Raw genomic sequence first — 25,794 nt, 5'->3', positions numbered from 1 at the left:
TTAAGAACTAAAATGTACGATTAATTAGACTAGTAAGATATTTATCATATGTCAAAATCCTCTTCATTAACCTATGAAATTCAAAAAAGCATGCTACTTCACCGCAGCATGCTTTTTTATGTTATATAAAAGATCCCTCAAATAAGGAGATGCTTTCACAATCCCTTAATCCACTGTTTCAAATTTCACTTCATTAAACAAACTAGTAGAATTCCACACATTCAGCCCAGCATAACCTTCTGAAAAGGTAGGGTCCATCGTATCGATCACCAGCTTATCATCGAGATAAACTTGAATGTGTTCTCCTTCAGCCATCACTTTCAGATGGTAATCCGTATTTGGTTTTAAATCCAGCTTTCCCCCATCGTCGTAAATAATGAGATCCTTTCCTATTCCGTCTCTGAACGCAATGAGTTTCACTTGATTATTAAGCACATCTACATTCGCAGCGTAAGCGTTATTTGCCTGTTCATCCGAACGGAATACTAGCGCTCCTGCTCCTGTAGAATTTGAAACGGAATCGTCTAACACCTTTATCTTTGCCTCATATGTGAAATTTTTTGCTTTTTTTGATGATAAGGTAAGGGAATCTTCTTTGCTTCGTCCTTGTTTTCCGTTAATCGTATCGGCCCATAGCCCGCTAATATTCTTCCATTCAGATAAGTTTGTATCAACAGGACTTTTATTCCAAATAGATTTTAATGGATACATCTTGAGAGAATTTAATTTTACAGCTCCTCCTTTGCTATAAAGCTTTATTTTATTGCTTGAAAGCGTTGGAAAGAGCTGATCCGTTATTACTTCCGTGCCATCATTGCCAAATACTTCTACAGACGACTGGTCTACAAACATATGAAGCTTAACCTTTCCGTCTTTTGGAAGCATGGAAGCAAAGTGTTTGCCTTTCACATTTTCACCAAAATCAAAGCTTCCAGAGTTTGTTCGGTCAACAGACAATCGCTGCTTGTTTACGTTATAGCTGACTTTTGTATTTTCACTGCCTTCTTTTTGAATTTGAAAACCAAATTCTTGTGCATCTGTATTTGAAACATCAAATTCTGCAATGATTTCATATGTGTTTTCCTGTATGCCTGAAAGAAGATTTTTGTTTTCAGTAACCATCAGATTCTTCAATATCTTTTTTTCTTGCTTATTGCGAATTGAATCAATTGAAACAGGTATTTGTTTCAAACGAAGCCCTTTTGCTGTGTTGGTTAGTTCTATTTTTCTTGGGATTGACATAGAGCTTCTCCAAGTAGTAGTTGGGGTATTGTTTGCATATTGCCAATTGCTCATCCAGCCTAGCCAATACTTTTCTCCGTTATCTCCTTCAACTCCGCTCCAATCTACAGCGGCATAAAAGTCGGCACCATAATCTGTCCAAAGCACTTCCTCTGGCGGATTTTCATTTTTAAATGTTTTTCCGTCGAAATCGCCAACAAAGTACTGCATACCTGAACCTCCAGCTGCTGCTCCATCATTGATGCTGACTTGCAGCACCCATTTTTTCTTTGTGCTGTCTCCATCAACCGGCAGTTCAAGTAAAGTAGGACACTCCCAAATCCCTCCGTTGCTTCCGTGAGTTGATTTCACCCATTCTCCTGACACTGTGTTCCAATCTGAAAGCTCTCCGCCTTCCCTTTGTTTAGCTTCCTCTGGTTCTTTTGCTACACTGTCTACTTTCTCCGGCATTTTTTCTGTATTAAATACATTCACATCATCTAGATTAATATGCCCCCATCCTCCTACAGCTTGATCAACGGCTTTAATGTACAGTACTTCTCCTATATACTTAGAAGCATCCCACACGTAGCGCTGGTACTTTTCATCTGCAAACTTTGTATTCGCTTGACGAATCAATTCTTTGTCGTCAGAGGCCCGGACTAAGGATACATAGCGATTTGCGGAGTCGTTTCCTCCTCCTATTAACAAATTGATTTCACCTGAACCGCTCAATTTAAAATAAGATGAATGTAATTCTCCCGTGGCATTATCGCCATCATGCTTATCAGAAAACCCCCATAAATGATACTTTCCCTTCTGTTCAAAGAGGCCGCTCCAATTTGCGGTGGCATCCGTTACATGATCATTTGTGAATGCATTTCCTTTTATTGTTTTCCAGCCGGTGAGATCTCCTATTTCAAAACTTTTATTTTTAATTTCCTTTTCATCCGTATCAATAAACTTGGTCATGTTAACGTCTTGGAACCGGACTGAAGATTGATTAACGTGTAATCCAAACAATCCTTTTGAAAAAGTTTCATCTTTTGCAGTAAGGGTGAAGTTATCGTCTATATGCAAATCAAGTTCATTTCCCGATGCAGTTACTTTTACTTGATGTGATTTGCTCGTATCAATTTTTTCGTTTGTTTCAGCAAGTACAGTTGAAATGCCATTTTGAAGCTTGACTAGTTTGACTGTATCCTTAGAAGCATCCACGCTAGCTATATATCCGTTTTTGGCTTCCGCGTCTGCTCGAAAAAGTAGTGCACCTGAACCATGGTTTTCATCTAAAAATGTCATATTTGACTCGTAAATAAACTGATCTCCCTGTTCTTCACTCATAATATATCCGTCGCTGTCAGATTTACCGATTTTTCCATCAGTAGTATCATTCCATGTTCCCGTAACAGGTTTCCAGTTAGATAGATTGGTGATGAAATTAGATTGATTCGTAAATTTAACATGACGAAAGACAGCTGTGGAATTCCATGCTGTTAGTCCAAACTGACCGTTTTCAAAAGATGCATCACTGCCTTCTAAAACCTGTTTTCCATTTAGCAGTATCTTAAAGTGGTGACTGTTTGCTTTTACTTTCACATGATACGCTTGTGACGTATCCAGCCTCATTGGCTTTGAAACAACGGTCGTTACGCTTCCTTTCTCTACTTTGTTAAGTGTTAAGAGGTTCTTTTCAGCATCTAAATTGACGGTATATGCATTTGTTGCATCTTTATCAGAACGAAAAACAAGGCCTCCTGCACCTTCGCGTCCATTCTTTTCTACAAGCATAATTTCTCCCTCTAGAGTAAAAGATTGACCTTTTTGTTCAGACAAAGTATATGAATAGGCACCGCTTTGACTGTTTGCTTGAATCCCTCCGTCAGATCCAAACTCACTTGCGTATTTCCAACTTTTTAAGTCAGGTGATGTATAAAACATGATTTTATCTTTAGCAGCTAAAGACATCACCCACTGCTTGGTTTGGTCGTGCCAAAATACTTTTGGGTCGCGCCAGTCAGGAACTGGGGGATTCGGCATAACAGGATTTCCTTCATATTTGGTCCACGTTCTTCCGCTGTCCTTGCTATATGCTAGACTTTGCACCTGCCCTTTACTGCCCGAGTGCGTAAAGATAGCTACCATCGCTTCTTTTCCAAACCCTGCGGTATTATTCCAATCGATAACGGCACTTCCTGAAAAGATCTCTCCGTTCTCATCTGGCGAAAGAGCAATCGGAAGGTGTTTCCATTTCACTAAGTCTGTACTAACTGCATGCCCCCAGTGCATAGGTCCCCAGGTGGTACCGTAAGGATAATACTGATAAAAAAGGTGGTACTCCCCGTTATAATAGACCATTCCATTTGGATCGTTCATCCAGTTCGCTTCTGGAGAAAAATGAAATTGATTCCGGTATTTTTCTTGATAATACCCTGTATTATCAGCTAATACAGGGTATACAGAAAACATACTTATGGAACAAGCGACTCCAATCATCAATAACTTTTTGACGGTTCTTTTCATCTTTCTTTCCTCCTTTATTGGCATACTGGCTATGCAAAACATGTTCACCAGCGGATGCTAGAAGAATAGATGACTCCTCTTATTTATCAGCCTAAAAAGCCGATCCAATAACCTCCTATACCGATTAAGAAAATACCGAAAATAATAAGCAGCGGATTTGTACCTTTTCGAAGCATCCATGCTACTAATAAAGTTAGCGCTAAAGGGAGCAGTCCCGGTAAAATACTGTCGAGTACGTCTTGCACGGTTTTCACGACAACTTTACCAGAATCATCTTTGATCCTAGAAACAACCACTGGTATATTAATAGTGGTCCATTTCGAAACCAATGCTCCCATTACGAAGAGTCCTAAAATGGATGCACCTTCCGTCAGTTTTTGAATTCGATTGCCTACTAAATCTTTTAAAATTTCTGTTCCTTTTAAATAGCCATATTTTAATCCATAATATTTTGTACTTAATCGAATGGCATTAATTAAGATAAAAAACAGCAGTGGCCCGGCAATATTCCCGCCTAACGCAAGAGATGCGCCTAGTGCCGCAAGAACTGGCCGCAGCGTTCCCCAGAAAATAGGGTCTCCTACGCCAGCAAGCGGGCCCATTAATCCAATTTTCATTCCGCTGATGGCTTTTTCATCAAAATCTTTTTTGTTTGCCATTTCTTCTTCCATTGCTGCCGTGACGCCGAATATAGGTGCAGAAATCCACGGATGTGTATTGAACCATTCTAAATGACGCTTTAGTGCTGCATTTCGCTGTGCCCCTGGTCCGTATAAACGTTTAATTGCTGGAATCATCACGTAACAGTAGCCCATTGCCTGAACACGCTCAAAGTTAAATGAACCGAGTAAAAAATTCGAGCGAATAAACATGCTAAAGATGTCTTTTTTCGTTAATCTTTTTTCATTTTCCATCTCTATCCCTCCCTTAAGTTCGCCGTTTAGGCATCTAAATCATCATCGTCATCATCATATACTTGTTCGCTCCCTGTAGCTGCGGGAACGCCTGCCGGCTGCATTTGATTTCGCTGCTGCATTACTTGCTGATAAAGAAGTGCTAAACAAAGACCTAACGCCCCAAATCCTACCAGGTTAAACCCTGTAAATGCCGCTAATAAGAACCCGATATAGAAAAAGGGCTTTAAATGAGGAATGTTCATCATATTGATAACCATGGCATATCCTACGACCACGATAATGCCTCCCCCAATTTGCAGACCTTTTGTAATAACTTCCGGAATATTTCCGAGGAAAGTTTGCACGGCGCTTACGCTGATTAATGTAACAATTAACGTTGGAATCATAACGCGGAGAGCCTGAAAACCCATAGCAGTAATATGCATAATTTCAATTCCTTTAAAGTTCCCTTCTTCCGCGTACTTATCAGCTCGATGAATTAAAAATACTGTGATGGTACGAACAAAAATGGTGAGTACTTGCCCTGCAGCTGCTAAAGCTATAGCTACCGCAATGCCTTCACCAATCCCCTGACCAGCTGTGATAACCAAAATAGTTGAAATAACAGAAGCAATAGCCGTATCAGGTGCCATCGCCAATCCAACATTCATCCATCCAAGAGCCATTAATTCCAGCGTTCCACCTAAAATAATCCCCGTTTTTAAATCTCCAAGCACCAAGCCTACTAACGTGCAGGCAATGAGAGGACGATGGGATTGCCCTTCGTCCAATACGCTTGCGATGCCAGTTACCGCTGCAATGACTAATAATAAAATAATTTGTATGGAAGACATAAACTCATCTCCTTATTTGATTTTTGTTTCATTTCTCAGTAGTTGAATAAAATTTTCGCTAGAATCTGAAGGTAATTGGCGCAGCTCAAGCTTTACGCCTAGTTCCTGCAGTTTCTCAAAAGCATCGATATCTTTTTCGGTAACGCTTACAGATTTGGTGATTTGTTTTCGGTCATTAGCAAAACGCATGCCGCCTACGTTTACTGTCTCGATAGGCACTCCAGCTTGAACAAGAGCGACAATATCTGCAGGATTTTCAAACAGCAGCATGGCTGTTGTATCCTGATAACGAGGGCTGTGAAATGCTTTTGTCATTTTAGAAATTGAGACAGCACTTGCTTTTACATTCGAAGGAGCCACAGAAAGAATAAGCGTTTTTCGCATTTCATCCGCTGCCACCTCATCTGAAACAATGATAATTCGATCTGCTGCATTTGTTTTGATCCATCTTGTTAATACCTGCCCGTGAATAAAGCGGTCATCAATTCTTGCTAAAACGATTTTCATAATAATCCATCCTCTCCGATTTGGTTTGCTTGCTGGACTTTCTCCAAATGTTCACTGCACACTTGAAAACTTTCTTCATTCACTTGCTTTAATCTCCCTAGCATCTCTTTTAATGTAACGTGTTCCCTCATGGCTAACACTTCTAATAACATAGGCAAGTTAACTCCGGATACCATATCCGCTGTTTTGTTTTTAAGGATATAGGGAGTAGCCGCATTGTAAGGTGTACCTCCAAAAATATCGACTAGAAAAAGCACTTCATTTTCTAAGGGCATTTCCTCTAATGCTTGCTTATATTTTGCTTCAAGCGTTTGGATACCCTCTCCTTTTAGAAAAGGTACGGCTACTACGTGATTCTCTTCACCAAATATCATTTTGGAAGACCCTTCTAATGCTGGTGCGAAATCACCATGCCCACTAATAATGACTGAAATCATGTACACTTGCTCCTCTCTTTTACGTTCTACACTTATTTATTGCAAGTATCGTGCCAACAAAGAGTATTAAGCGCTTTCATTTATTTTTCAATACCTTTTTCTTTGTTGTTGATACAGGTTTCTTAAAATAAATAAACCTGTATCAAAACGTCATGCGTTTTAATACAGGTTTTTCTGTTATTTAAAAAATGGGATAAAAAAAGAAACTAGCGGCATATAAATTAAACTAGTTTCTTGGGATTATCATATGATTTTTACATTTCATCCGCAAAAATGGTGGCAATAAATAATTTTTCATCTCTTGTTAAGGTAAGTTTAAGCTTTTTTTCGACGGCTTGTAATGTTTTTTCCGTTTTTTGATAAATATTTTCTAACTGAGGAGTGATTTCTTCATCCTCCGGAAAAGCAAGAGGTTCGTTTTTTATCATTCTTTCTAAAGCAAAGGCTGTATGCATCACAATTCGAATCATAACGGTGTTGCTTAATTCCATTTCTAACTCATCTTGTACGTGATTTAACCACTCTAACAGAATTTCACTTATGAGATACGGATTAATAAATAGAAGGTACTTTCGTAAGTTTTCTTCGCAAAGTTCACGCACTACAATATTCCCTTCCGTCTTCTCCTCATCATAGCGTATCGTTTCTTTTGTAATTGCCTGTTGAAGTATTCGCTCTCCCTGCCCTTCAATAAGGACTTCTAGTGATACATGAGGCGCATCAATCTTAGGGTTTTTGGTACCTGCTGTTGCGACAATTTCATATTCTTTTTGAATTTCCCGAATGTTTGCTGCTAATTTAATAGAAGAAACGGTTAGAATTTTAATAGGCTCTTGAGATACTTTCCGTGAAATAATCGTTAAGATTTTTTCTAATTGTTTTGCTGTACCGCTTCCTGTTGTACAAATAGAAACAAGGGCTTTCTTTTTCCCAAACACATGCTGCTGCTTATCTATAAATTCCATAAAGTCTTTTTGCACCGAATCAAATATGGCATATAAATTTAAGTCTAAATAATTTACTTTTCTAACGGTGTCTAACACCATAGACGTCGTCACGTTGCTGATTGTTTTAATCTTAGTCCCTGTTTTTTGTTCTAACTTGCTTTCTAACATGGCAAGCGAGCCCATGTCTACAAGCATTAATACGCCTTCTCCTTCATCTACTTTCTTAATTCCCTGGATTAATCTATCTACAATTTCGACTGGAGATACCGTCAAAGGCACATCAATAGCTATAATAGGAGTACTTCCTAAAAGCTCCGTAGCCACTTCTACCATAGAAGTTGCCGTGCTGTTTCCATGTGCAGCAACCACAATCCCCACTCGCTTATTTTCTTCTAACGTTCGAATGGATTGAATAACCATTGTGAGATAAATAACTTCTATTTCTGGCACGACAATGTTAAACCACTTTTCAATTCGATTTTTAAAAAGCAGGGCTACCGCATATTCTTTTGGATACGTTTCGCGAATTTCATCTATCTCCTTTGTATTTAATACGTCTACTTGTTTTTTTCGCTTTAAAAAGGATTCCATATGCATACTCAAAAAATGAATAAATCTGCGATCAAATTTACAGTTCAATTCTTTTTCTGCTAAATGTTTTAATTCTTTTGTAAGCTGAATTACGTCGTCTTCTACGAATTTCATTAAATTAGAACTCTGGCCATTTTTTTGATTAAAAAAGCTCCGAACATTCAAATGAATGTCAGTAAGAATATATTGATTGATGTCTTCTTGAGATAAACCTTCTTTTGTTAAAACATCTACTTTTTCTTCTATTAACTGATATAAATTAAATGATACGTCTTCCTCTATTTTTATTTCTTGGCTCTCCATAGCCGGAGAAATGATCGTTTTGAGATTTACATATTCAGAAATTTTTCTGCTGCGCTCCATATTTTTACTATTTGAAATCCAATCTCGTTTAATATCATCAGGCAAATCTCTCACTGTAAGTTCCACCATATGTTTACTATCAAGGTTATTTAAAAATCCGTGTGCGCACACGAGCTGTACATTGGACTTTAACTGCCCTACATTCCCAAATTTTTCAGTGTGGATTAAAGCATTTAATACATCAATGTGGACACTTAGCTTTTTATTAATTCGTTTAGCTTCTTGTTCTAAAAGAAACGTTGTGAGACGAATCTTTTCTTTGAGAGATCGCTCTTCTAATGACGGAATATGGATAGTCATCGGAATTCTTCTTAAGAAAGTTTGCAGTAAGGCTGAACCGGGATTTTCAGTTGTAGCACAAATAATTAATACTTTAGACGTTCGCTTATGATCTGTTTCCCCTAGGCGATTGTACGTACCTTGATCAATGAGGTAAAAAAGCATTTCTTGACCTTCAGGAGGAAGCCGGTGTATTTCATCCATAAAGAGAATGCCTTTATTTGCTTGTTCTACTAAACCTACTTTACTTTCAGTTGCTCCAGTGAAACTCCCTTGCTTATGACCAAATAACTGAGAAAGAAGTAATTGAGGATTATGGTAATAATCAGCGCAGTTAAAGGTAATGAACGGGGCCCCTGTTTTTAACCTCTCTGAATATATAGCAAATTGATAGATTCGTTTTGCAAAAAGAGATTTGCCTGATCCCGTGGGACCTAATAGCAGCATATGTAACCCATTGGGCGGGTAAAGAACAGCAGCTTTTGCTTGAGAAATCGATTTTTTCAAACTGCCTGTGGCTCCAATCATTAATTCAAAAGGATTAGCAGAAAGTGCTTCTTCTTTTCCCCCATTAGATAGCTGTTCTAGTTTTTCCACTTCCATCTTATTCGTATCCCACTTTTGACGAAAAATGGTTTCGACAATCTCTAGCGGAGCGTAGCGAACGGGGAACATTTTAATTTTAATTACTTTTTGCATGCGGACAAGTTTGTTCAGTTCAAGACTTACATTAGATCTCTCTAAATCTAACTGTTCAGCAATTTCAATCGCTGAGCTTCCTTGTTTATGTAAAAGTTCCACTTCTGTAAACTCCTGAAAATTACTCAACAGCTGATTGTATACCTTATCAATTCGTTTCATTAGAAGCACCTTCTTTATTTTCAGTTCACGATCGGAAGTTTCTCTTTCAAAGAAATGAGACATTCCCTACTACTACAAGTTATTTCACCTATAAGTACCATCATGTCATACTAATCTATGAAAGCGTTTCAAGCCATTATATGTAAATATATTAAGTTAGTCAACCTTGCATGTCAACCGGTTTCATTCTTAAAGTTATAGTCTGTCTGAATGTTTCATTTTCTTTGAATAACTGTGAATCTGTATATACTACTTTTTCATTTTACTTAGCACTGCAGTTACAGCATATTTTTGCTTACATAATAAAACGAAAGAAAACAGCAGCAGTTGTCGCCATTCTCTTTCGTTTTTAAAAATTATTTATCTGCAGTTAATTGTCCTTGTTGTAAAATACTATTTTTCACAACAGCTGTTTTTGATCCTTTAATACTTAACAAGAAGCTAGGAGCAAACGTAGAGTGTTCCTCTGAATAGAAGCCTCTGTTTGTCATGTAACTTGTAATCACGACATTGTCTCCTTTAACTTGCGGAACTGCAAAATGTGAATACGTGAACGTTTTGTCATTAGGATCGAGGTTCATATGTAAAACAAGTCCTGTATCATTTAGCGGTTTGTATTTTCCTGTCAGCGTATTTGATACGTATCCTAGCATATATACGTCATCTTGGCCGATACCATCAATGGTCATTTTAGACCCGCGAGAATCTGTGAATAAGTACCATTTTCCATCTTTTTTGAATACATTTGCGCGTTCAATTTCATCTGTTACCGTGTTTGAGGTAATCAGTGGATCCATTACTTTTTTTAAGGTATAGTCGTTATTTAGTTCTACAATGCCTAATGCGCCGTTTGCTAAAGAGGCTTTCTTTTTATTAGAACTCTGCAGTAATTTCTCTTTTTCTGATTGGAAAAATGGATTGTTTCCACCGTAGTAAGCTCGATTGTAAAGAGAATCCTCCCCTTGATAACCATCTTCAGTTCCTGTGTTTGCTTCAAACACAAGGTATTTATGCCCTTTATCTTCTACATAGTGAGGATCTCTCAACGTATGATTATCTTCTGAACCATATGCGCCTTCGTCGATAAACTGCTGAATATTTTGATATTTTTTACCATCACCATCAAAAATGGATTTATGATCTTCAACACCTTCAATTTTTAACGTATCTGCACTTGGCTGAGATACATTTACTTGAGCTGTTGTTAAAGTTTGTTTTCCATAGTTTGCACCTGAAAAATTAGTATAGAATAAGCGTACTTTTCCGTCTGATGTTAAAGTAGCAGATCCTGACCATTCTTGTGTTTGTTTTTTCAAATGAGGGTCATTCGGTACAAATTTATCACTGTCTTTGAACACTCTTCCTGCATTTTTCCAACTGTCAATCGACTCTTCACCTATTTTTTTATAAAACACATAAATAGATGTATCATCCGCATCTTTAGGATTGCCTGCTAGTGCAAATACAACTTGGTAACCATGGTAGTTGGCTACTGTTCCGTCAGCATTTTGCAGAGGCCAGCTGTCCCATACGTCTAAGTCAATTAAATTACCCGATTTATCATACCCTTTTGCAGAGGCAATATTTTTGATTGTTGCTTTATCAAAAGCTGGAACTTTAAACTGTTCGCTTTTTTGCTGCTGAGGAATTTTCAGCATGTTATCACGTGTAATATGAGAAACTCTATAATTATTATTTGTATCTTTATGATTGCTTTCAGCTGCCCATGTTTGAGATCCAGCACCTACTAACATAGCTGCAGCAAAAGATAATGCTGTTGTTCGCTTTGCGATTTTCTTAATGTTCATCTGTTTTCTCCCTTTTGTATCATACTTTTTCTTGTGTTACTCACAAGTGATCCATTTTCTATGTATCGAGAAGTCATATCCATCTGGTGAAATAACAGAACCGGTTCCATTACCTTTCCAAGATTACTTGCATAATATTGAAAAGTCAAATAGGTAAAATGGAGTGATCCTACCCTTTTTTATCCCTTTGTTTTTTTAATTTAGTTATAAAGTCTTAAATCTTTAACTTTTTAATTAAATCGGCAAATTCATCATCATATTTAACCTACTATTCTTTTATAAGCTTTTCTACAGCTGTTAAAGTACCCAATCTTCAAGAAAATATCGTTAATGTATTTTTTGTGAAATAGTGGAATAATTTATTATATAATAGTTTCTACTGGTAATAATAAGAGACAAAAGAATTAGGTAATCTCTTTTTATTTTGATTCTTTTATACTGTTAAATTTTATGCAGCTCTTCCCAAGGAATCGCTATCATTTCAATTAATCAATCATACATTTTTCAGGAAATCAAAAAGAGCTCTTTATAAAGAGCTCTTTTTGGTTTCATTTATGCTGTCTTTAAATAGCTGTTCTTATCTAAATAAATCAAGTGCCGCAGTACGTTTGATAAGGCTGATTAGACGGAGCAGACGGTGTACAATACTCTGACTGATCCGGCGATTCATATGGGCTAGAAAGCACTTCTAGAAGATCTTCCATAACGCTGTAGTCTCCTTTTTGTGCTGCATCTAGCGCTGCTTCTACTCGGTGATTTCGAGGAATGACAGCGGGATTGTTATGTTTCATAAGCTCTTCCGACTCTGCTTTAGATTGTTTTTGTCTGCCTAGTCTTTTCTGCCATAACTCCTGCCACTGTGCAAATTCTTCGCTTTCAAACAGGTCACTCTTTCCTAGCTTATTGAAAGTTAATGCACGAAATGTATTTGTATAGTCAGCTTTATAGGTTTTCATCATGCTAAGAAGCTCTTGGAATAATGCTTCATCTTCTTTTTCTTCGTTAAAAAGCCCAAGTTTAGCCTGCATACCCGCCAGCCAGTTTTCTCGATAGAATTTTGGAAATTCCGTCACGGCGTTTTGTGCTATTTCAACTGCTTTTTCTATATCTTGATCCAACAGAGGTAATAAAGCTTCAGCAAACCTCGCAAGATTCCACCCTGTAATGCCTGGTTGATTTTGATATGCATAGCGCCCTTGTACATCAATTGAACTAAATACAGTTTCTGGATCATAGGTATCCATAAATGCACATGGCCCATAATCAATTGTTTCTCCGCTAATTGTCATATTATCCGTATTCATGACGCCATGAATAAAACCAATAAGCTGCCATTTAGCAACTAGGGTAGCGTGACGCTTAATCACTTCTTGAAGCAATGATAAATATTTTTTTTCATTCTTTTCTATGTGGGAAAAGTGACGTTCTAATGCATAGTCAGCTAAAGCTTGAAGGTTTTCGACTGTTCCCCATTTTGCAGCAAATTGAAATGTGCCAAAACGAAGGTGACTGGAAGCTACACGCGTCAAAATCGCCCCCGGCAGTTCTTTTTCGCGAACAATGGATTCGCCTGTTGTTACGACTGCCAGGCTCCGAGTAGTCGGAATACCAAGGGCCTGCATCGCCTCACTAATCATATACTCACGCAGCATAGGTCCCAGAGCTGCACGACCGTCTCCACCCCGGGAATACGGAGTTCGGCCTGAGCCTTTAAGCTGAAGATCCACTCGTTCACCCGAAGGCGTAACTTGCTCCCCTATCAGCATAGCCCGTCCGTCTCCTAGCATGTTAAAGTGGCCAAATTGATGTCCTGCATAAGCCTGTGCAAGTGGGAAAGCACCTTTTGGAACACTGTTTCCAGCCAAAATGCTAACTCCTTCTTGGCTTTGCAGCTGTTCTTTTTGTAACCCTAGAGATGCGGCTAAAGAGTCGTTAAATTTGACTATTTTAGGTGAACTCACTGGATTAGGATCAAGAGGCGTAAAAAAAATGTTTGGTAACTCCGCATAGCTATTACGTAAATTCCATCCTGTTTCTTTTTGATTAGTCATCGTATCTCCTTTTCTTCTTGTGTCTTAAAACATAACTCTTTTCTTTACTGATCGTGGTTTTATAAGTGCAGCAGCCCTGCTCTATCCTGCTTTCTTTTGGGCATCTTAGAGCAGGACAGTTTCTCTTTCATTCATTATCTCTTTTACTATTATATCGTATTTGCTCGTACTTTTAATCTAAAGTGCCTTATCCATTTATATACCGCCACTTTGTTGACGAGCTATTAAATGCTCAAAAAAGAAGAAGTATTAATATACTTCTTCCTCTGTATTTTACCCCCAAATATCTTTTAAATTCCAATACGTTAACTCTTTTACGATTACGTCTCCTCCTTCAGTAAATAACTCAATTCCAAGCCTGGTTTCTTTTGGATAAATGCGGCTTGTCATGGTAGCTTGTCCTTCGTTTGCAAATACTTCGATGGAAGAACGATCCACAAATATTCGTAAAGCTAGTGTCTCACCTGCTTGCAACGCTACTTTCCTCACTCCATCTTCTTTTCCCGAGTGAGTACAGTCAAGCACTAGCTTTTGCTCATTAAGGTTATAACACATAAGTGTTCCTTCATTGTTTATTCCACAAATTTTTATTCCTACTGATGAAGCTTGGCAGTCCGCTAAATCAAATACAGCTTGTATCTCTAGCAAATCTTCATTTACTTCTACTACATAGCTTTCAGAAAGAGCTTTATTGGTTAGCATATTATATTGAGTTTTCCGAAGTGATGTCAGCTCTTGGACGGGGTTCATTAACACTTTATCCTCTCTTAAAGTTAGTTCTCTCGGAAGCGTTAGCGCACCGCACCATCCATCCTCTTTCGTTGGCATATTAGCTTCCCACATGTCCATCCACCCGATTGCAATTCGTCTTCCTTTATCATCTAAAAGCGTTTGAACAGCATAAAAATCGTGGCCGTGATCTAATTCAGTAAATGACCCATGATGAAAGGTATTGGTTTCATAACTATATTCTCCAACTAAATATCCCGTTTGGAAAAGGTTGTGATAGGAATCACCTTTTGCTTCTATCCCTTGAGGAGAAATCATTAACACATGCTTTCCGTCTAACTCAAAGAAGTCCGGACACTCCCACATATATCCTAGATCTCCATCGCTTTTAGCAAGGACGCCAACATATTCCCATTTTCGTAAATTTGAAGACCGGTATAAAATAACGCGTCCCTCTTGTTTCTTTGTTGAGTTTCCTAGAATCATATACCAGAAATCCTCGTGCTTCCATACTTTAGGGTCTCGAAAATGATGAGAACTATCTGCCGGCGGCTCCGCAATAACTGGGTTGACCTCTACTTTTTCAAAGGTAATGCCGTCTTTACTAACAGCTATATTTTGGTTTTGAAAAAAAGTATCCAGCTCTTTGTCTATATAATTATGTCCTGTATAAATTAGCGTAAGTTCTCCTTGGTTATCCACGGCACTTCCAGAAAAACATCCATCTTTATCAAATGTATCTCCAGGAGCTAAAGCAATCGGTAAATGCTGCCAATGAACAAGATCTTTGCTTTTGACATGTCCCCAATGCATCGGTCCCCAATTCTCGTCATAAGGATGATGTTGATAAAAAACATGATATTCTCCTTTATACTGAACCAACCCATTCGGATCATTAATCCAGTTCGCTGGCGCCATAATATGATACCCTAACCGATATTGATGATTTACCTTTTTCTCTGCTTCATTTAATGAACGTTGAGCTTGCTCGATTTTATTTATCGTTAACATCATCATATCCCCCTATATAATCTGCGTGTTTTCTTGTACATCTTTTCTTATAAACTTATGTTTTTTAGAGTTTAGTAGTGTAAACATGGAAATAACGTTAAATACCAAAACCATACCTCCCATAATTAAATAGGTACGGGAAAAGCCTACGCTATCATATAATCCTCCCGCTATGGGTGAAAGAACTGAAGCACCTATTTGTGAAGCGAATTGGAATCCAACCAAATAAAGGATAGAAGATAGGCGCGTGTCAAAGTTAGCTGCCAAATATTTAAAGATGGCAATGAGCATAATAGGAAGTTCTAATGCATGAATAAGCTTCATCGAAGATATTCCAATTGGACCAACCACAAGTCCTGACCCAATAATACGAAATCCCATTAGAAACCCTGCTAAAATCAAACTATTTTTTGCACCGATCTTATTTACAATAAACGGTGCTGCGAACATCATTCCGGCTTCTAAAAATACTTGAAACGAATTTAAGTAGCCAAATACTTGATTACCTATCGATTCAGTAGGAAACAAAGATGCGTAATAGATAGGAAATTGCTGATCGTATACCCCATACACGCACGTAACGCCAACAACATAAATCATAAAAAACCAAAATTCCTTCAATAAGAATAAATTACCTACATCTCTCAGCGTGACAGATTCAGCTTTTTCCATTTCATAGCTGCTCATTTCTACCTTCACAGAAAAAATAATAGCCACTAGGATAACCGCTGAAACGGATGCCACCCAAAAATTAATATGAGGATTAATGTTAAATAGTTGTCCTGCAAAGAATGTAGCTGCAGCCCAGCCTAATGACCCCCACATTCTAGATTTCCCGTACTCAAATTTATATTTTCGGCTGACTTTCTCTATGTATGTTTCAATCGCTCCGATGCCCGCCAAAAACGCTACTCCTAAATATAAGCCTCCAATAATAGCTCCTATCAACACATTGTATTGAAGTAAGGGCCCATAAACAAAAATATAAAATGGTCCTACAAACACTAAAAGACAGCTAATAAAAAATAAAATGTGTTTCTTTAAACCTATCCTGTCAGATATATATCCGTACAAAGGCTGCATACACAATGCAAAGATAGCGTTTACAGAAAAGATTAAGCCTGTAGCTGATCCGTTCAACTTAATCTCTTGCCCTAACCAGATAGAAAATAAAGAGTAGCTCGACGACCACGTAAAAAAGAAGAAGAAAAAATATGCACTCAGCTTCCAATATAAACTTTTTGAACTTTTCATTTTAGTTACCCCTTTAGCTTAAGATATAAAATCTTTTATCTAACAAAATGAAAGCACTTTCAACTTGATTTTATGTCAACCGGTTTCATATGTCAACCGGTTTCACATTTTATATTGCAAAAAGCTTGTATTAGGCGTAAAAGTGGGCTTTGTGGTATGTTTAAGTTGTTCAATAAACCGTTTACAATCCTTACATAGATTTTTATGTATCAAAATAAAACGTAGCGACTGGAAAGCTGCTTGCTTGATTGCATTTATTTTAAGGCTTTTCCACAGCAGATATATACTATAAAAGCAAGGTTTTGGAGAAATTAGGAGGAAACTAGATGAAAGCCAAAATTAGTGATGTAGCAAAAATTGCAGGTGTTTCACCGACTACAGTTTCTCGTGTATTAAATAACCGTGGTTACATAAGCAAAGAAACGCGAGAAAATGTCTATAAAGCAATGAAAGAAATTAATTATTTCCCAAATGATATTGCGCGTTCATTATTTAATAAGCGAACAAATTTAATCGGGATGATTGTCCCGCAAACGAGCAACCCTTTTTTCGGAGAGTTAGCCTTTCATATTGAAAGTATATGTGCTTCCCTTAACTACAAAGTACTTCTTTGTAACAGTCTGAATCGCATTGATAAAGAAAAAAAATATGTAGAAATGCTTATCAGAAATCAGGTAGACGGTGTTATTGCCGTTACTTATAATAGAGGTATTTTTGATTCCGAAAGTCAAAGCCTTCCTGTAGTAGCAGTCGATCATTATTTATCAAAAGATATTCCTACCGTATCTTCTGATAACTATTCTGGAGGAGAACAAGCCACGGAATTGCTTATTTCAAAAGATTGTAAGCATATTATTCATATTAACGGTCCCCTTAAACTTGAAACTCCAGCTAACTTAAGAAGGAAAGCATATGAAAACGTGATGAAACAGTACGGAAAACAGCCTATCACGTATGAGATTTCAAATACCTTTGACCGCAACATTCAGCGAGAAACTATTTCTAAGGTTTTTGAAGAACATCCGGAAGTAGACGGTATTTTTGCAAGCGATGACTTACTTGCAGCTTTAGTAGTTGCTGAAGCACAAAAAAGAGGAAAATGCATCCCAAAAGATTTAAAAATCGTGGGCTATGATGGAACAGAAGCCAGTCAGACTTTGTTACCTGGCCTAACTACAATTCAACAGCCAATCGAATCGATTGCTCAAACAGCCATTGATATTTTACTAAAAGAAATTGAAGGAGAATTTAGTAATGTCCCCCGTGAAATCTGTCTTCCTGTTAAGCTTCTAGAAGGGCAAACGACGTAAAAATATGTTTTTTATAAAATAAATATCAGTTTGTTGCATATTCTTCTTCCTTTATTCACACCTTAACGTTACAGAAAGGAGTTGAATACAATGGCAAACAATAAAAGCAGCAATAATAATGAATTATTAGTATACGGAGCTGAACAAGCAATCGATCAAATGAAATATGAAATCGCTAGCGAGTTCGGAGTAAATTTAGGAGCTGACACTACTGCACGTGCAAACGGATCAGTAGGCGGCGAAATCACAAAACGTCTTGTACAATTAGCTGAGCAACAACTTGGCGGCGGACGTTTCTAAGACAATTTCATACACACCATGACTTAAGGAAGAATGGATATCCATTCTTCCTTTTCATATATTTAATTTCCATCTTTATATAAAAATTATTATTGCTCATCTTCTTTACTGACTGATTTTGTTTTTCCTTTCTTTAGTACAGCACTGATTCCTAAACAACAGACAGCTGCTATCCATCCGGAGATGAGAAAATAAACAGAAGTATTTGCAAAGAGTGTACCTATTAAAATAAACAGGCCTCCGAGAATAATAAAAAAGACGTGACCTTCACCAATTTTTTTCACCTTCATCACCTCTCCCCTACCTGCGTATACAAACTAATGTTCAGATACAAAAGAAACTTCTTGATAAACAAGAAGTTTTCTTACGTCCGTTTCTTTTTCAATAAAAAATAAAGGTGTTTTCTTTTTATTTATTCAACAAAACCACTCAATATTCTTCTCAATTACGTGCTATTCAATAATTTCTTCTGTTTTATACTCTTTCATAAATACATCAATAACATCTCCCGCTTCCTCGTTCTCCTCCTGCATTTGAACGAGTATTTCGTTTTGTGCATTTAATGACATTTTTTCTTATGTCTTTTATTTAAGCAAAACAAAAAAACGGCTTTTATCAGCCGTTTTTTTGTTTTGCTTTTCGATTATGAAAAAGCATATTTATTTCTTTATTTGACCGTTCTCTGTATCAGGTATCATACGTTTATTGATTCCGAATGCGTAAAAACTAATGACAACGAGAGCGAGGAAAATAACCCCTACAATAAGTGAAATACGCGTTTCATCATTAAACCACATGCCTACAAGCACCATTAGTAGAAAAGCAATGGTTACATAGTTCGTTACAGGCGCAAAAGGCATTTTGAAAGGATGACTATCCATTTCAGCACCTTTAGCTTTACGGAAACGAATTTGGCTGATAAGAATAATGAACCAAGGAATCATACCAGGAAGCACGCTAGCACTGTATACATAAACAAATACATTAGGTGGAGCGATGTAGTTTAAAATAACACCAATTACTAATCCAATCATAACAGCGAGCGTACTGTAAATTGGAACGCCGTTGCGAGAAATTTTTGTAAAGAATTTAGGTGCTTGACCGTTTACACCGAGCGTATAAAGCATGCGTCCTGCACTAAAGATTCCGCTATTACAGCCTGACATCGCTGCCGTAATGACTACAAAGTTAATGATACCTGCAGCTGCCGTAACACCAACTTTAGCAAATGTAGATACAAATGGACTTCCTAAAGAATCTAACTCATTCCAAGGATATACCGTCACGATGACGAAAATAGCGCCAATATAAAAAATTAAAATGCGCCAGATGATGCTTTGAATTGCGTTTCTTAACGTTTTTTTAGGATCCTTTGCTTCACCAGCTGTAATCCCAATTAGCTCGACTCCTTGATAAGCTGCAATAACAAGAGATAGCGCGAAGAAAAAGCCTGACCATCCGCCTGCAAAGAAGCCTCCGTGTGCCCAAAGATTTGATAACCCGATTGCGTCTCCATCATTTCCAAATCCAAAGAAAATTAATCCAAGTCCTGCGATAATCATTAAAATAATCGTTACAATTTTAATCATCGCAAACCAAAATTCAAACTCTCCAAATGATTTCACTGAAACTAAGTTTGCTGTGCCTAAAATCAACATGGCGATAATACCAGGCACCCAAGCTGGTAAATGAGGGAACCAGTAATGCATATATGCTCCTACCGCTATAATTTCGGACATCCCTACGATTACAAATTGAAACCAGTTACTCCAAGCAGCCATATAACCTGCTAATGGATGAATATATTTGTGGCCAAATGTAGCGAATGAACCTGTGCTTGGTTCCATGTACAGCATTTCGCCCATAGCACGCATAATAAAGAAAATAAACATTCCGCAAATTGCGTAAGCAAGCAATACCGATGGACCTGTCCATTGAATCGTGCTTGCTGATCCCATAAATAATCCAACGCCAATTGTTCCACCAAGCGCGATCATTTGAATGTGACGAGATTCTAAGCCTCTTTTTAACTCTTTGTCTGCCATTCCATTTCCTCCTCCTAAACTTGTTATAGCTCTGTTAGGAAAGATACTCTCTGTTTCTGATGGAACAGCTGTCGTTTTTAAATCATTCCATTTTTACCTAGTACCTTTACAACTAAACTATTTTTTCTATTTTTAGCTATTCGACTGTATAATTACTTATTTTATAATAATAAATTTTCCTCAGAAATACAATTGTTTTTTTCAGAAAAACACTTAAGTAAACCATTTACCTCTGTCAAATCAGTCATCTTCGTAAAATAGTTTTTTATTTCAGTATAATTAAAATTTTATGAATATTAAAATAAATATAGTCTCAGCTTGGATGCTGGAACACTCTCTTTCTCAAGGATAACGAAATGAAACCATTACTTAATCGAATAAATTCCTTTTTTCTACTTTTACGTTTTTTCTTTCTTTTCTTAGGGAAAGTATCCATAGAAAATAGAGATGAGGAGGGATTTTTCATGTGGCAAGCTGCGATGTGGGGCGGAATTTCAGGATCAGCTGTCCTTCTTGGTGCTTTGGCAGCAGTTTTTTTGCCTATCGGCAAAAAGATAATTGGTTATATTATGGCTTTTGGGACGGGTGTATTAATTGGAGCATCTACCTATGAGCTGCTTGGAGACTCGGTTCATAGCGGCGGGTTAAAAGCTACTTCTCTTGGGTTCCTTGCGGGGGCTGTCGTTTTTACTTTTTTAGACTATCTAATTTCACGTCAAGGAGCGAATAAAAGAAAGAGGTCTACCAAACAAATGGCCGCGAATAGTTCTGGAATTGCTATATTTATAGGAACCGTCATGGATGCAATCCCAGAGTCCATTATGATTGGAGCTAGCTTAATTGAAAATGCAACCGTTAGCTGGCTTCTTGTTATCGCTATTTTTATAAGTAATATTCCTGAAGGACTGTCCAGTACGACCGGTCTAGTAAAAAGCGGATTCTCTAAGAGGAAAATTTTTTTACTATGGGCAGCTGTTTTGTTCATTTCAGCTTTTAGTTCATGGACAGGCTTTGTTTTTTTAGATCATGCATCTGAGACACTTATGGCTGCTTTTGCTGCTTTTGCCGGCGGTGGTATTATTGCTATGGTAGGTTCTACAATGATGCCAGAGGCCTATGAAGAAGGAGGTTCTATTACAGGATTGATTGCTGCACTTGGATTACTTGCTTCATTGATACTGGATCATTTCTCTTAATCGTCTTCATACTACTTTTATCGTTTCCAAGTAGAAAACAGAAAGCCTTCTACTTGGAGATATTTATCTCAAGCACATTATGATGAATGTGTCTTCTTAATAAATAAAATCGTAGTTCTCTCTTATTTCCTGAGTAAAAGCTTTCCAATCCGTAGCTTCAAATTCTGCATCCCGTGCTTTTAACTCTTTTTCCATTCCTTGAATCTCTTGAACAGCTTCTATTGTTCTTTCACTTCCTGGCCCTACTCTCCAAATTAATTCTTTGTATTCTTTAATTTTATCCATTAGATAACCTGTCTCTAATTCTTTATATTTAGACATATTAGCTGACTCCTTTTACTTCATTCTTTCTTCTAAGATATCATATTTCTCCTTTATGGATAAGCCTCTCCTCTGACGTTTCTTTAACCTCAAAGATAAAAAATACAACAATAAAAAAGCAAGCACAAGTGCTTGCTTTCACTATTATTATGGCAGTGGTTCAACCGCTACGTTCCCTATCGTTACAGCTGCTGTATATGCGTTCGTACTGCTTTGGCGTAAGCGAAGATTAGCACTCCCCGCTGCACTTGGATTTAGTTGGACATTTACAACCTTTTCTCCATTTCCAGCTGCGTCCGTTGTAATTGAAAAATTGCTGCTGTATCCATAGGATGACGGCCAGCTTCCATCTGCGTTTTGGACTTTAGCAATTTGAGTTCCCGATCCGTTATATACACCTAGATTAAACGTGCTGTACGCAGTGTTAGCTGAAAGCCCGCTTACCTTTACGCGTATTTGGAATACGCCGCTCGTTGGTAAAATGGCTTGATGTTCAAATGTGTAAGCACTAGCAGTTGGTGGTTGCGTAGTTCCACCTTTATAACCATATGAACCAGATGCAAAAGTTGACGTATCGTACCATTTATACCCTGCTGTAGGTGCTGACCATGGTTCTGCCTGAGGCTCAGTGGACTGACTTGGCGTTTCCGATGAAAGTAATGCTGTAGCTTGATCCAATTGAAGTCCTGATACTTGATTCAAAGAAGTATAGCTTTCTTGCTTCGCTAACCAATTGACCATATTTACAAGCAGTGTAGAATCGTCTTGTTCCTTAAATCCGTCATATGTGGTTTTAGAAGATCCTGTATCTTCTCGTTTATATTTTGGTGTAGCATCTTCAACCGGTGAAGAATCTCCTATAAAAGCAGCTTTACCCGCCCCTACTTTTGAAACAGCAGCAAAAGGACCTTCTGCTCTTCCCCCTCCGTTATACACTCCTTGATCTACAGCATTTGACCATTTTGCCGTTGTCTTAGGAAGATACACAATTCCTTTTGCTTTGTTTGGGTCCGTAATAGCAACCGTAGAACCTGCATGCATAGCAACGGTGGAAACACCTAGCGTAATACCGAATGCTTGAGAAGGAGATACAATATCATTGGCTGTCACATCACCAATGGCATTATAGCGAAAGCGAACACCAAAGTTACTTGCTAACCAGTCAGAACTTGTTACGTTTTGCATTGCCTCAGAGTTTGCTTCTTCCGTTGTCATGCCTTTTGCTGGGTTTGTCCATGCTCCACGACGGTACCCGTTAAAAACTTCTGAAGAATCCCAGCGGTTTTTGTTTCGGTCTGCATTGTAATGATCAGCAATAAAGAAGACGCTTCCCCCGTTCTGAACATATTGTAAAAGGGCAGCTTGTTCAGAAGATTTATACGGAATATTTGCTTCTGGCACAACAAACACACTATAGCCGCTAAGGTCACTGTATGTAATCGGCGTAGATTTCCGCAGCTCTTTTACATCAAACCCGCTGCCAGCCAGCCCTTTCCCAAAATCAGAAAAACCTCCGTCAATAACCCAATCTGCTGTACCCGCCGTTTGACCATGGGTATTATCAAACAAGATTTTTTTACCATTGTTTTCATTTACAACAGAAGCTTTAATTTCTGGTGCAGGGTCAGCAGCGCTTTCTGCTGATGCTGGATGAGTAGTAAAAGGCAGTGAGATAGATAAAGCTGTACACATTGTCAAAACGGCATAACCTACGCGACTATATTTTTTCCGCATATAAAATGCTCCCCTCAAATTTTTGCAACGCTTGTCTTTTCAAGAGGATTATAGCAGGTTCATTTATGATTTTTTTAAATTTATTGTAAATAATATATATTTTTTCAAAAAAGGTTCTTTATACCTTATATTTGTCGAGACATTCCCTTTTAAATATGCCCATGATTATATGTAAAATTTGTTAACGATAACGACTTGAATATTCGAGAATACTGCGCAGCATTTGACGTGTACTCTTTGATTCGTTTGCGCGTTCTTTATATTCAAGAGGACGACTAGGCGTTGACTTATTTTCTTCTTTATACTGAGAATTTTTGTGTTCTGACACGTTTTTTCACTTCCCTATCTCTATTTTATCCAGAGCAGCTCAAAGCTGCTCTTTTGTCTGTCACTCTTTTATTTGTTATGACGACTTGCTTTTGCTTTTTGAAGCTCATCTGTATGAATATCGTTTGATAAAATATTTTCATTCACATTATCAACAGGAGCTGCTGCACTGCTGCTGACTCCTTGGTTTGTGCTTTTATTTTGTTTACTCATTTCATCCACCTCCATGTGTAACGTCTATATTTTATGGAGTTATAAAAAGAAAATAAGAGGTAGTATTAGGAAAATGACTTTCTTTTCTTTTTGCTTGCATCCTCATATTGAATAAAAATAAAATCTCCATATTTAACAGAATGCACCAGAAATAAATGTTCATACTAAGAGTAGAAATTCTGCATATTCATTTTGAAAATATAGGAGGAACTAAGTGTGAGTATAAATAGAAACACACTATCCATTTTTGCCTTAGGCGGCATTAATGAAATAGGAAAAAATATGTATGCCGTTCAATATGATGATGACATCATTGTAATTGACTGCGGCTCTAAATTCCCTGACGAAAGTTTATTAGGAATTGATTTGATCATACCTGATATTACATATTTGCAAGAGAACCGAGAAAAAGTTCGAGCACTGGTTGTTACGCATGGTCATGAAGATCATATTGGAGGTATTCCTTATCTCTTAAAACAGTTAAATCTCCCCATTTACGCAACAAGCCTTACACTCGGATTAATCGATATTAAACTGCAGGAACATCAATTATCTGCTGAGACGGAGCTTATTGAAATCAACGAAGAGTCAGAAATTACATTAGGCAATATTCCGCTTTCTTTTTTTAAAACGAATCACAGCATTCCAGATTGTCTTGGAATTGTCTTTCATACGCCTGAAGGAGCTGTTGTACATACGGGAGATTTTAAGTTTGATTTAACTCCTGTTAACGACCAATATCCAGATCTTCATAAAATGGCGAAAATCGGCAGTGAAGGTGTACTGGCTTTAATATCAGAAAGTACAAATGCTGAACGCCCCGGATTTACACCTTCAGAAAAGCTAGTTGGCAAACATATAGAAGAAGCTTTTCGTAAAGCAAAGCGAAAAGTGATTATTTCTACTTTCGCCTCGAATGTTAACCGCGTACAGCAAATTGTCGATGCAGCGATTAAAACGAACAGAAAGCTTGCGCTGCTAGGAAGAAGCATGGTTAACGTTGTATCAGTTGCCTTAGAGAAAGGATATTTAACCATTCCTGAAGGGATGCTAATTGAACCTTATGAAGTACATTCACTTGCGCCTGAACAAGTCGCTATTCTCTGCACTGGAAGCCAAGGCGAGCCGATGGCCGCTTTATCTAGATTAGCCAGCGGAAATCACCGACAAGTAGAGATTGTTCCTGAAGACACGGTCATTTTATCAGCAGGGCCTATTCCTGGCAATGAACGTAATATCTCTCGTATTGTCGACAGTCTTTTCACACTCGGGGCTCATGTGATTTACGGTTCAGGAAGCGCAACAGGGATGCACGTATCAGGACATGGCTATCAAGAAGAACTAAAATTAATGGCTACATTGATGAAGCCAAAGTATTTTATCCCGATTCACGGTGAGTTTCGTATGCTTCATCACCACAGCTTATTAGCAGAATCCGTAGGGGTGGAAAAAGCGAACATTTTTATTATAAATAACGGTGATATTGTCGACATCAAGGGCGGAACAGCTGTTCAAACAAGAAAAATCCCTGCAGGCAATGTATATGTAGATGGGTTTGGCATTGGGGATGTTGGAAATGCGGTTTTACGTGACCGCAAACAGCTTTCAGAAGATGGCATGCTGGTTATTGTGATTACTTTAAATAAAACGGAAGGAAAAATTGTGTCGGGTCCAGATACAATTTCGCGAGGTTTTGTTTATACAAGAGACTCAGAGCAGCTATTAAAAGACGTTAATCGACAAGTGACTAAAATTGTAAATCAATTACAAAAAGCGCACGTTCACCAATGGAACATCATGAAAAAAGAAATTAAGACCACCCTTGGACAGTTCTTATATAACCAAACGAAAAGAAGACCTATGATTCTTCCCATCATTATTGAAGTTTAATCCCTCCAGCAAAAACTGCCTTAGTCCCCACTAAGGCAGTTTTTCCCTTATAAATCCGAAGCTTAACCTAAAGTCAGAAGTTGCCTTCTGTAGTTTATGAATAGGCACTGCTTTTATATGTATGGT

At 37.8% G+C, this 25,794-nt stretch carries 20 protein-coding genes; 4 read left to right on the top strand and 16 right to left on the bottom strand.

The genetic code is table 11. The features are described from left to right. Positions 1–165: 165 nt before the first annotated feature. The 10 genes from LJY09_RS07820 to LJY09_RS07775 form a co-directional block, all read right to left on the bottom strand. Positions 166–3,744, bottom strand: coding sequence for a GH32 C-terminal domain-containing protein (locus LJY09_RS07820; protein ID WP_323134973.1), 3,579 nt, complete (start codon positions 3,742–3,744; stop codon positions 166–168). An 86-nt stretch (positions 3,745–3,830) separates the two neighbouring features. Then, a complete protein-coding gene (locus LJY09_RS07815) occupies positions 3,831–4,658 on the bottom strand; it encodes a mannose/fructose/sorbose PTS transporter subunit IID (protein WP_013056298.1) in 828 nt (275 codons plus the stop codon). Between the two features lie 26 nt (positions 4,659–4,684). After that, positions 4,685–5,494 (bottom strand): PTS mannose/fructose/sorbose transporter subunit IIC, encoded by an 810-nt coding sequence (locus LJY09_RS07810; RefSeq protein ID WP_028408130.1) that lies wholly within the window; start codon positions 5,492–5,494, stop codon positions 4,685–4,687. 12 nt (positions 5,495–5,506) lie between these two features. Next, a complete protein-coding gene (locus LJY09_RS07805) occupies positions 5,507–6,001 on the bottom strand; it encodes a PTS sugar transporter subunit IIB (RefSeq protein WP_013056296.1) in 495 nt (164 codons plus the stop codon). Continuing rightward, positions 5,998–6,438, bottom strand: a complete 441-nt coding sequence (locus LJY09_RS07800) for a mannose/fructose/sorbose PTS transporter subunit IIA (protein WP_028413930.1) — start codon at positions 6,436–6,438, stop codon at positions 5,998–6,000. The genes LJY09_RS07805 and LJY09_RS07800 overlap by 4 nt, the downstream gene beginning before the upstream one ends. A gap of 254 nt (positions 6,439–6,692) precedes the next feature. Beyond that, entirely contained in the window at positions 6,693–9,479 is a 2,787-nt protein-coding gene (locus LJY09_RS07795; protein WP_228307648.1) for a sigma-54-dependent transcriptional regulator, read from the bottom strand. 356 nt (positions 9,480–9,835) lie between these two features. Next, the gene (locus LJY09_RS07790) at positions 9,836–11,287 is read right to left on the bottom strand and encodes a glycoside hydrolase family 68 protein (protein WP_028413932.1); all 1,452 of its coding nucleotides are present in this window, start codon (positions 11,285–11,287) and stop codon (positions 9,836–9,838) included. A gap of 590 nt (positions 11,288–11,877) precedes the next feature. After that, positions 11,878–13,338 carry a protein adenylyltransferase SelO gene (locus LJY09_RS07785; RefSeq protein WP_099000032.1) on the bottom strand — a complete coding sequence of 487 codons (1,461 nt, stop codon included), beginning with the start codon at positions 13,336–13,338 and terminating at the stop codon, positions 11,878–11,880. Positions 13,339–13,611: 273 nt separating this feature from the next. Beyond that, the gene (locus LJY09_RS07780; RefSeq protein WP_176551749.1) at positions 13,612–15,069 is read right to left on the bottom strand and encodes a glycoside hydrolase family 32 protein; all 1,458 of its coding nucleotides are present in this window, start codon (positions 15,067–15,069) and stop codon (positions 13,612–13,614) included. Between the two features lie 21 nt (positions 15,070–15,090). Next, entirely contained in the window at positions 15,091–16,332 is a 1,242-nt protein-coding gene (locus LJY09_RS07775) for an MFS transporter (RefSeq protein WP_028413935.1), read from the bottom strand. Between the two features lie 326 nt (positions 16,333–16,658). On the opposite strand from LJY09_RS07775, the gene LJY09_RS07770 reads away from it, so the two are divergent. Beyond that, positions 16,659–17,642: a LacI family DNA-binding transcriptional regulator gene (locus LJY09_RS07770; protein ID WP_028413936.1), complete on the top strand. Its 984-nt coding sequence runs from the start codon at positions 16,659–16,661 to the stop codon at positions 17,640–17,642. A gap of 90 nt (positions 17,643–17,732) precedes the next feature. Further along, complete coding sequence (locus tag LJY09_RS07765; protein ID WP_013058452.1) at positions 17,733–17,942, top strand: alpha/beta-type small acid-soluble spore protein; 210 nt, start codon at positions 17,733–17,735, stop codon at positions 17,940–17,942. Positions 17,943–18,031: 89 nt separating this feature from the next. Here LJY09_RS07765 and LJY09_RS07760 read toward each other — a convergent pair whose 3' ends face one another. Together LJY09_RS07760 and LJY09_RS07755 are read right to left on the bottom strand one after the other, a co-directional pair. Continuing rightward, a complete protein-coding gene (locus LJY09_RS07760) occupies positions 18,032–18,232 on the bottom strand; it encodes a hypothetical protein (protein WP_028413937.1) in 201 nt (66 codons plus the stop codon). A gap of 369 nt (positions 18,233–18,601) precedes the next feature. After that, the gene (locus LJY09_RS07755; protein WP_028413938.1) at positions 18,602–19,987 is read right to left on the bottom strand and encodes an amino acid permease; all 1,386 of its coding nucleotides are present in this window, start codon (positions 19,985–19,987) and stop codon (positions 18,602–18,604) included. A gap of 464 nt (positions 19,988–20,451) precedes the next feature. On the opposite strand from LJY09_RS07755, the gene LJY09_RS07750 reads away from it, so the two are divergent. After that, the gene (locus LJY09_RS07750) at positions 20,452–21,183 is read left to right on the top strand and encodes a ZIP family metal transporter (RefSeq protein WP_028413939.1); all 732 of its coding nucleotides are present in this window, start codon (positions 20,452–20,454) and stop codon (positions 21,181–21,183) included. Positions 21,184–21,279: 96 nt separating this feature from the next. On the opposite strand, the gene LJY09_RS07745 is transcribed toward LJY09_RS07750, so the two are convergent. The 4 genes from LJY09_RS07745 to LJY09_RS07730 form a co-directional block, all read right to left on the bottom strand. Next, on the bottom strand, positions 21,280–21,504 hold the full coding sequence (locus LJY09_RS07745) for a hypothetical protein (RefSeq protein ID WP_028413940.1): 225 nt from the start codon (positions 21,502–21,504) through the stop codon (positions 21,280–21,282). Positions 21,505–21,651: 147 nt separating this feature from the next. Next, positions 21,652–23,238, bottom strand: coding sequence for a type 1 glutamine amidotransferase family protein (locus tag LJY09_RS07740; protein ID WP_228307647.1), 1,587 nt, complete (start codon positions 23,236–23,238; stop codon positions 21,652–21,654). Between the two features lie 181 nt (positions 23,239–23,419). Further along, positions 23,420–23,566: a hypothetical protein gene (locus tag LJY09_RS07735; protein WP_155017158.1), complete on the bottom strand. Its 147-nt coding sequence runs from the start codon at positions 23,564–23,566 to the stop codon at positions 23,420–23,422. 68 nt (positions 23,567–23,634) lie between these two features. Further along, on the bottom strand, positions 23,635–23,778 hold the full coding sequence (locus LJY09_RS07730; RefSeq protein WP_186806701.1) for a hypothetical protein: 144 nt from the start codon (positions 23,776–23,778) through the stop codon (positions 23,635–23,637). A gap of 216 nt (positions 23,779–23,994) precedes the next feature. Here LJY09_RS07730 and LJY09_RS07725 point away from each other — a divergent pair, with 216 nt between their 5' ends. Continuing rightward, on the top strand, positions 23,995–25,668 hold the full coding sequence (locus LJY09_RS07725; protein WP_028413942.1) for a ribonuclease J: 1,674 nt from the start codon (positions 23,995–23,997) through the stop codon (positions 25,666–25,668). Positions 25,669–25,794 lie beyond the last annotated feature (126 nt).

Origin of the sequence: Priestia sp. J2 (assembly GCF_020790095.1) — a bacterium.
Classification (GTDB): domain Bacteria; phylum Bacillota; class Bacilli; order Bacillales; family Bacillaceae_H; genus Priestia; species Priestia zanthoxyli.
The sequence above is the reverse complement of the archived record's forward strand: the minus strand, read 5'-3'. Positions and strand labels throughout refer to the sequence as shown.

Bases quoted from the DNA above. Each gene is read 5' to 3' on its own strand.
- LJY09_RS07800 (WP_028413930.1), bottom strand. From the start codon at position 6,438: ATGATTTCAGTCATTATTAGTGGGCATGGTGATTTCGCACCAGCATTA.
- LJY09_RS07730 (WP_186806701.1), bottom strand. From the start codon at position 23,778: ATGAGTAAACAAAATAAAAGCACAAACCAAGGAGTCAGCAGCAGTGCA.
- LJY09_RS07760 (WP_028413937.1), bottom strand. From the start codon at position 18,232: ATGAAGGTGAAAAAAATTGGTGAAGGTCACGTCTTTTTTATTATTCTC.
- LJY09_RS07740 (WP_228307647.1), bottom strand. From the start codon at position 23,238: ATGCGGAAAAAATATAGTCGCGTAGGTTATGCCGTTTTGACAATGTGT.
- LJY09_RS07775 (WP_028413935.1), bottom strand. From the start codon at position 16,332: ATGAAAAGTTCAAAAAGTTTATATTGGAAGCTGAGTGCATATTTTTTC.
- LJY09_RS07795 (WP_228307648.1), bottom strand. From the start codon at position 9,479: ATGAAACGAATTGATAAGGTATACAATCAGCTGTTGAGTAATTTTCAG.
- LJY09_RS07810 (WP_028408130.1), bottom strand. From the start codon at position 5,494: ATGTCTTCCATACAAATTATTTTATTATTAGTCATTGCAGCGGTAACT.
- LJY09_RS07745 (WP_028413940.1), bottom strand. From the start codon at position 21,504: ATGTCTAAATATAAAGAATTAGAGACAGGTTATCTAATGGATAAAATT.
- LJY09_RS07770 (WP_028413936.1), top strand. From the start codon at position 16,659: ATGAAAGCCAAAATTAGTGATGTAGCAAAAATTGCAGGTGTTTCACCG.
- LJY09_RS07805 (WP_013056296.1), bottom strand. From the start codon at position 6,001: ATGAAAATCGTTTTAGCAAGAATTGATGACCGCTTTATTCACGGGCAG.
- LJY09_RS07790 (WP_028413932.1), bottom strand. From the start codon at position 11,287: ATGAACATTAAGAAAATCGCAAAGCGAACAACAGCATTATCTTTTGCT.
- LJY09_RS07785 (WP_099000032.1), bottom strand. From the start codon at position 13,338: ATGACTAATCAAAAAGAAACAGGATGGAATTTACGTAATAGCTATGCG.
- LJY09_RS07815 (WP_013056298.1), bottom strand. From the start codon at position 4,658: ATGGAAAATGAAAAAAGATTAACGAAAAAAGACATCTTTAGCATGTTT.
- LJY09_RS07750 (WP_028413939.1), top strand. From the start codon at position 20,452: ATGTGGCAAGCTGCGATGTGGGGCGGAATTTCAGGATCAGCTGTCCTT.
- LJY09_RS07765 (WP_013058452.1), top strand. From the start codon at position 17,733: ATGGCAAACAATAAAAGCAGCAATAATAATGAATTATTAGTATACGGA.
- LJY09_RS07755 (WP_028413938.1), bottom strand. From the start codon at position 19,987: ATGGCAGACAAAGAGTTAAAAAGAGGCTTAGAATCTCGTCACATTCAA.
- LJY09_RS07820 (WP_323134973.1), bottom strand. From the start codon at position 3,744: ATGAAAAGAACCGTCAAAAAGTTATTGATGATTGGAGTCGCTTGTTCC.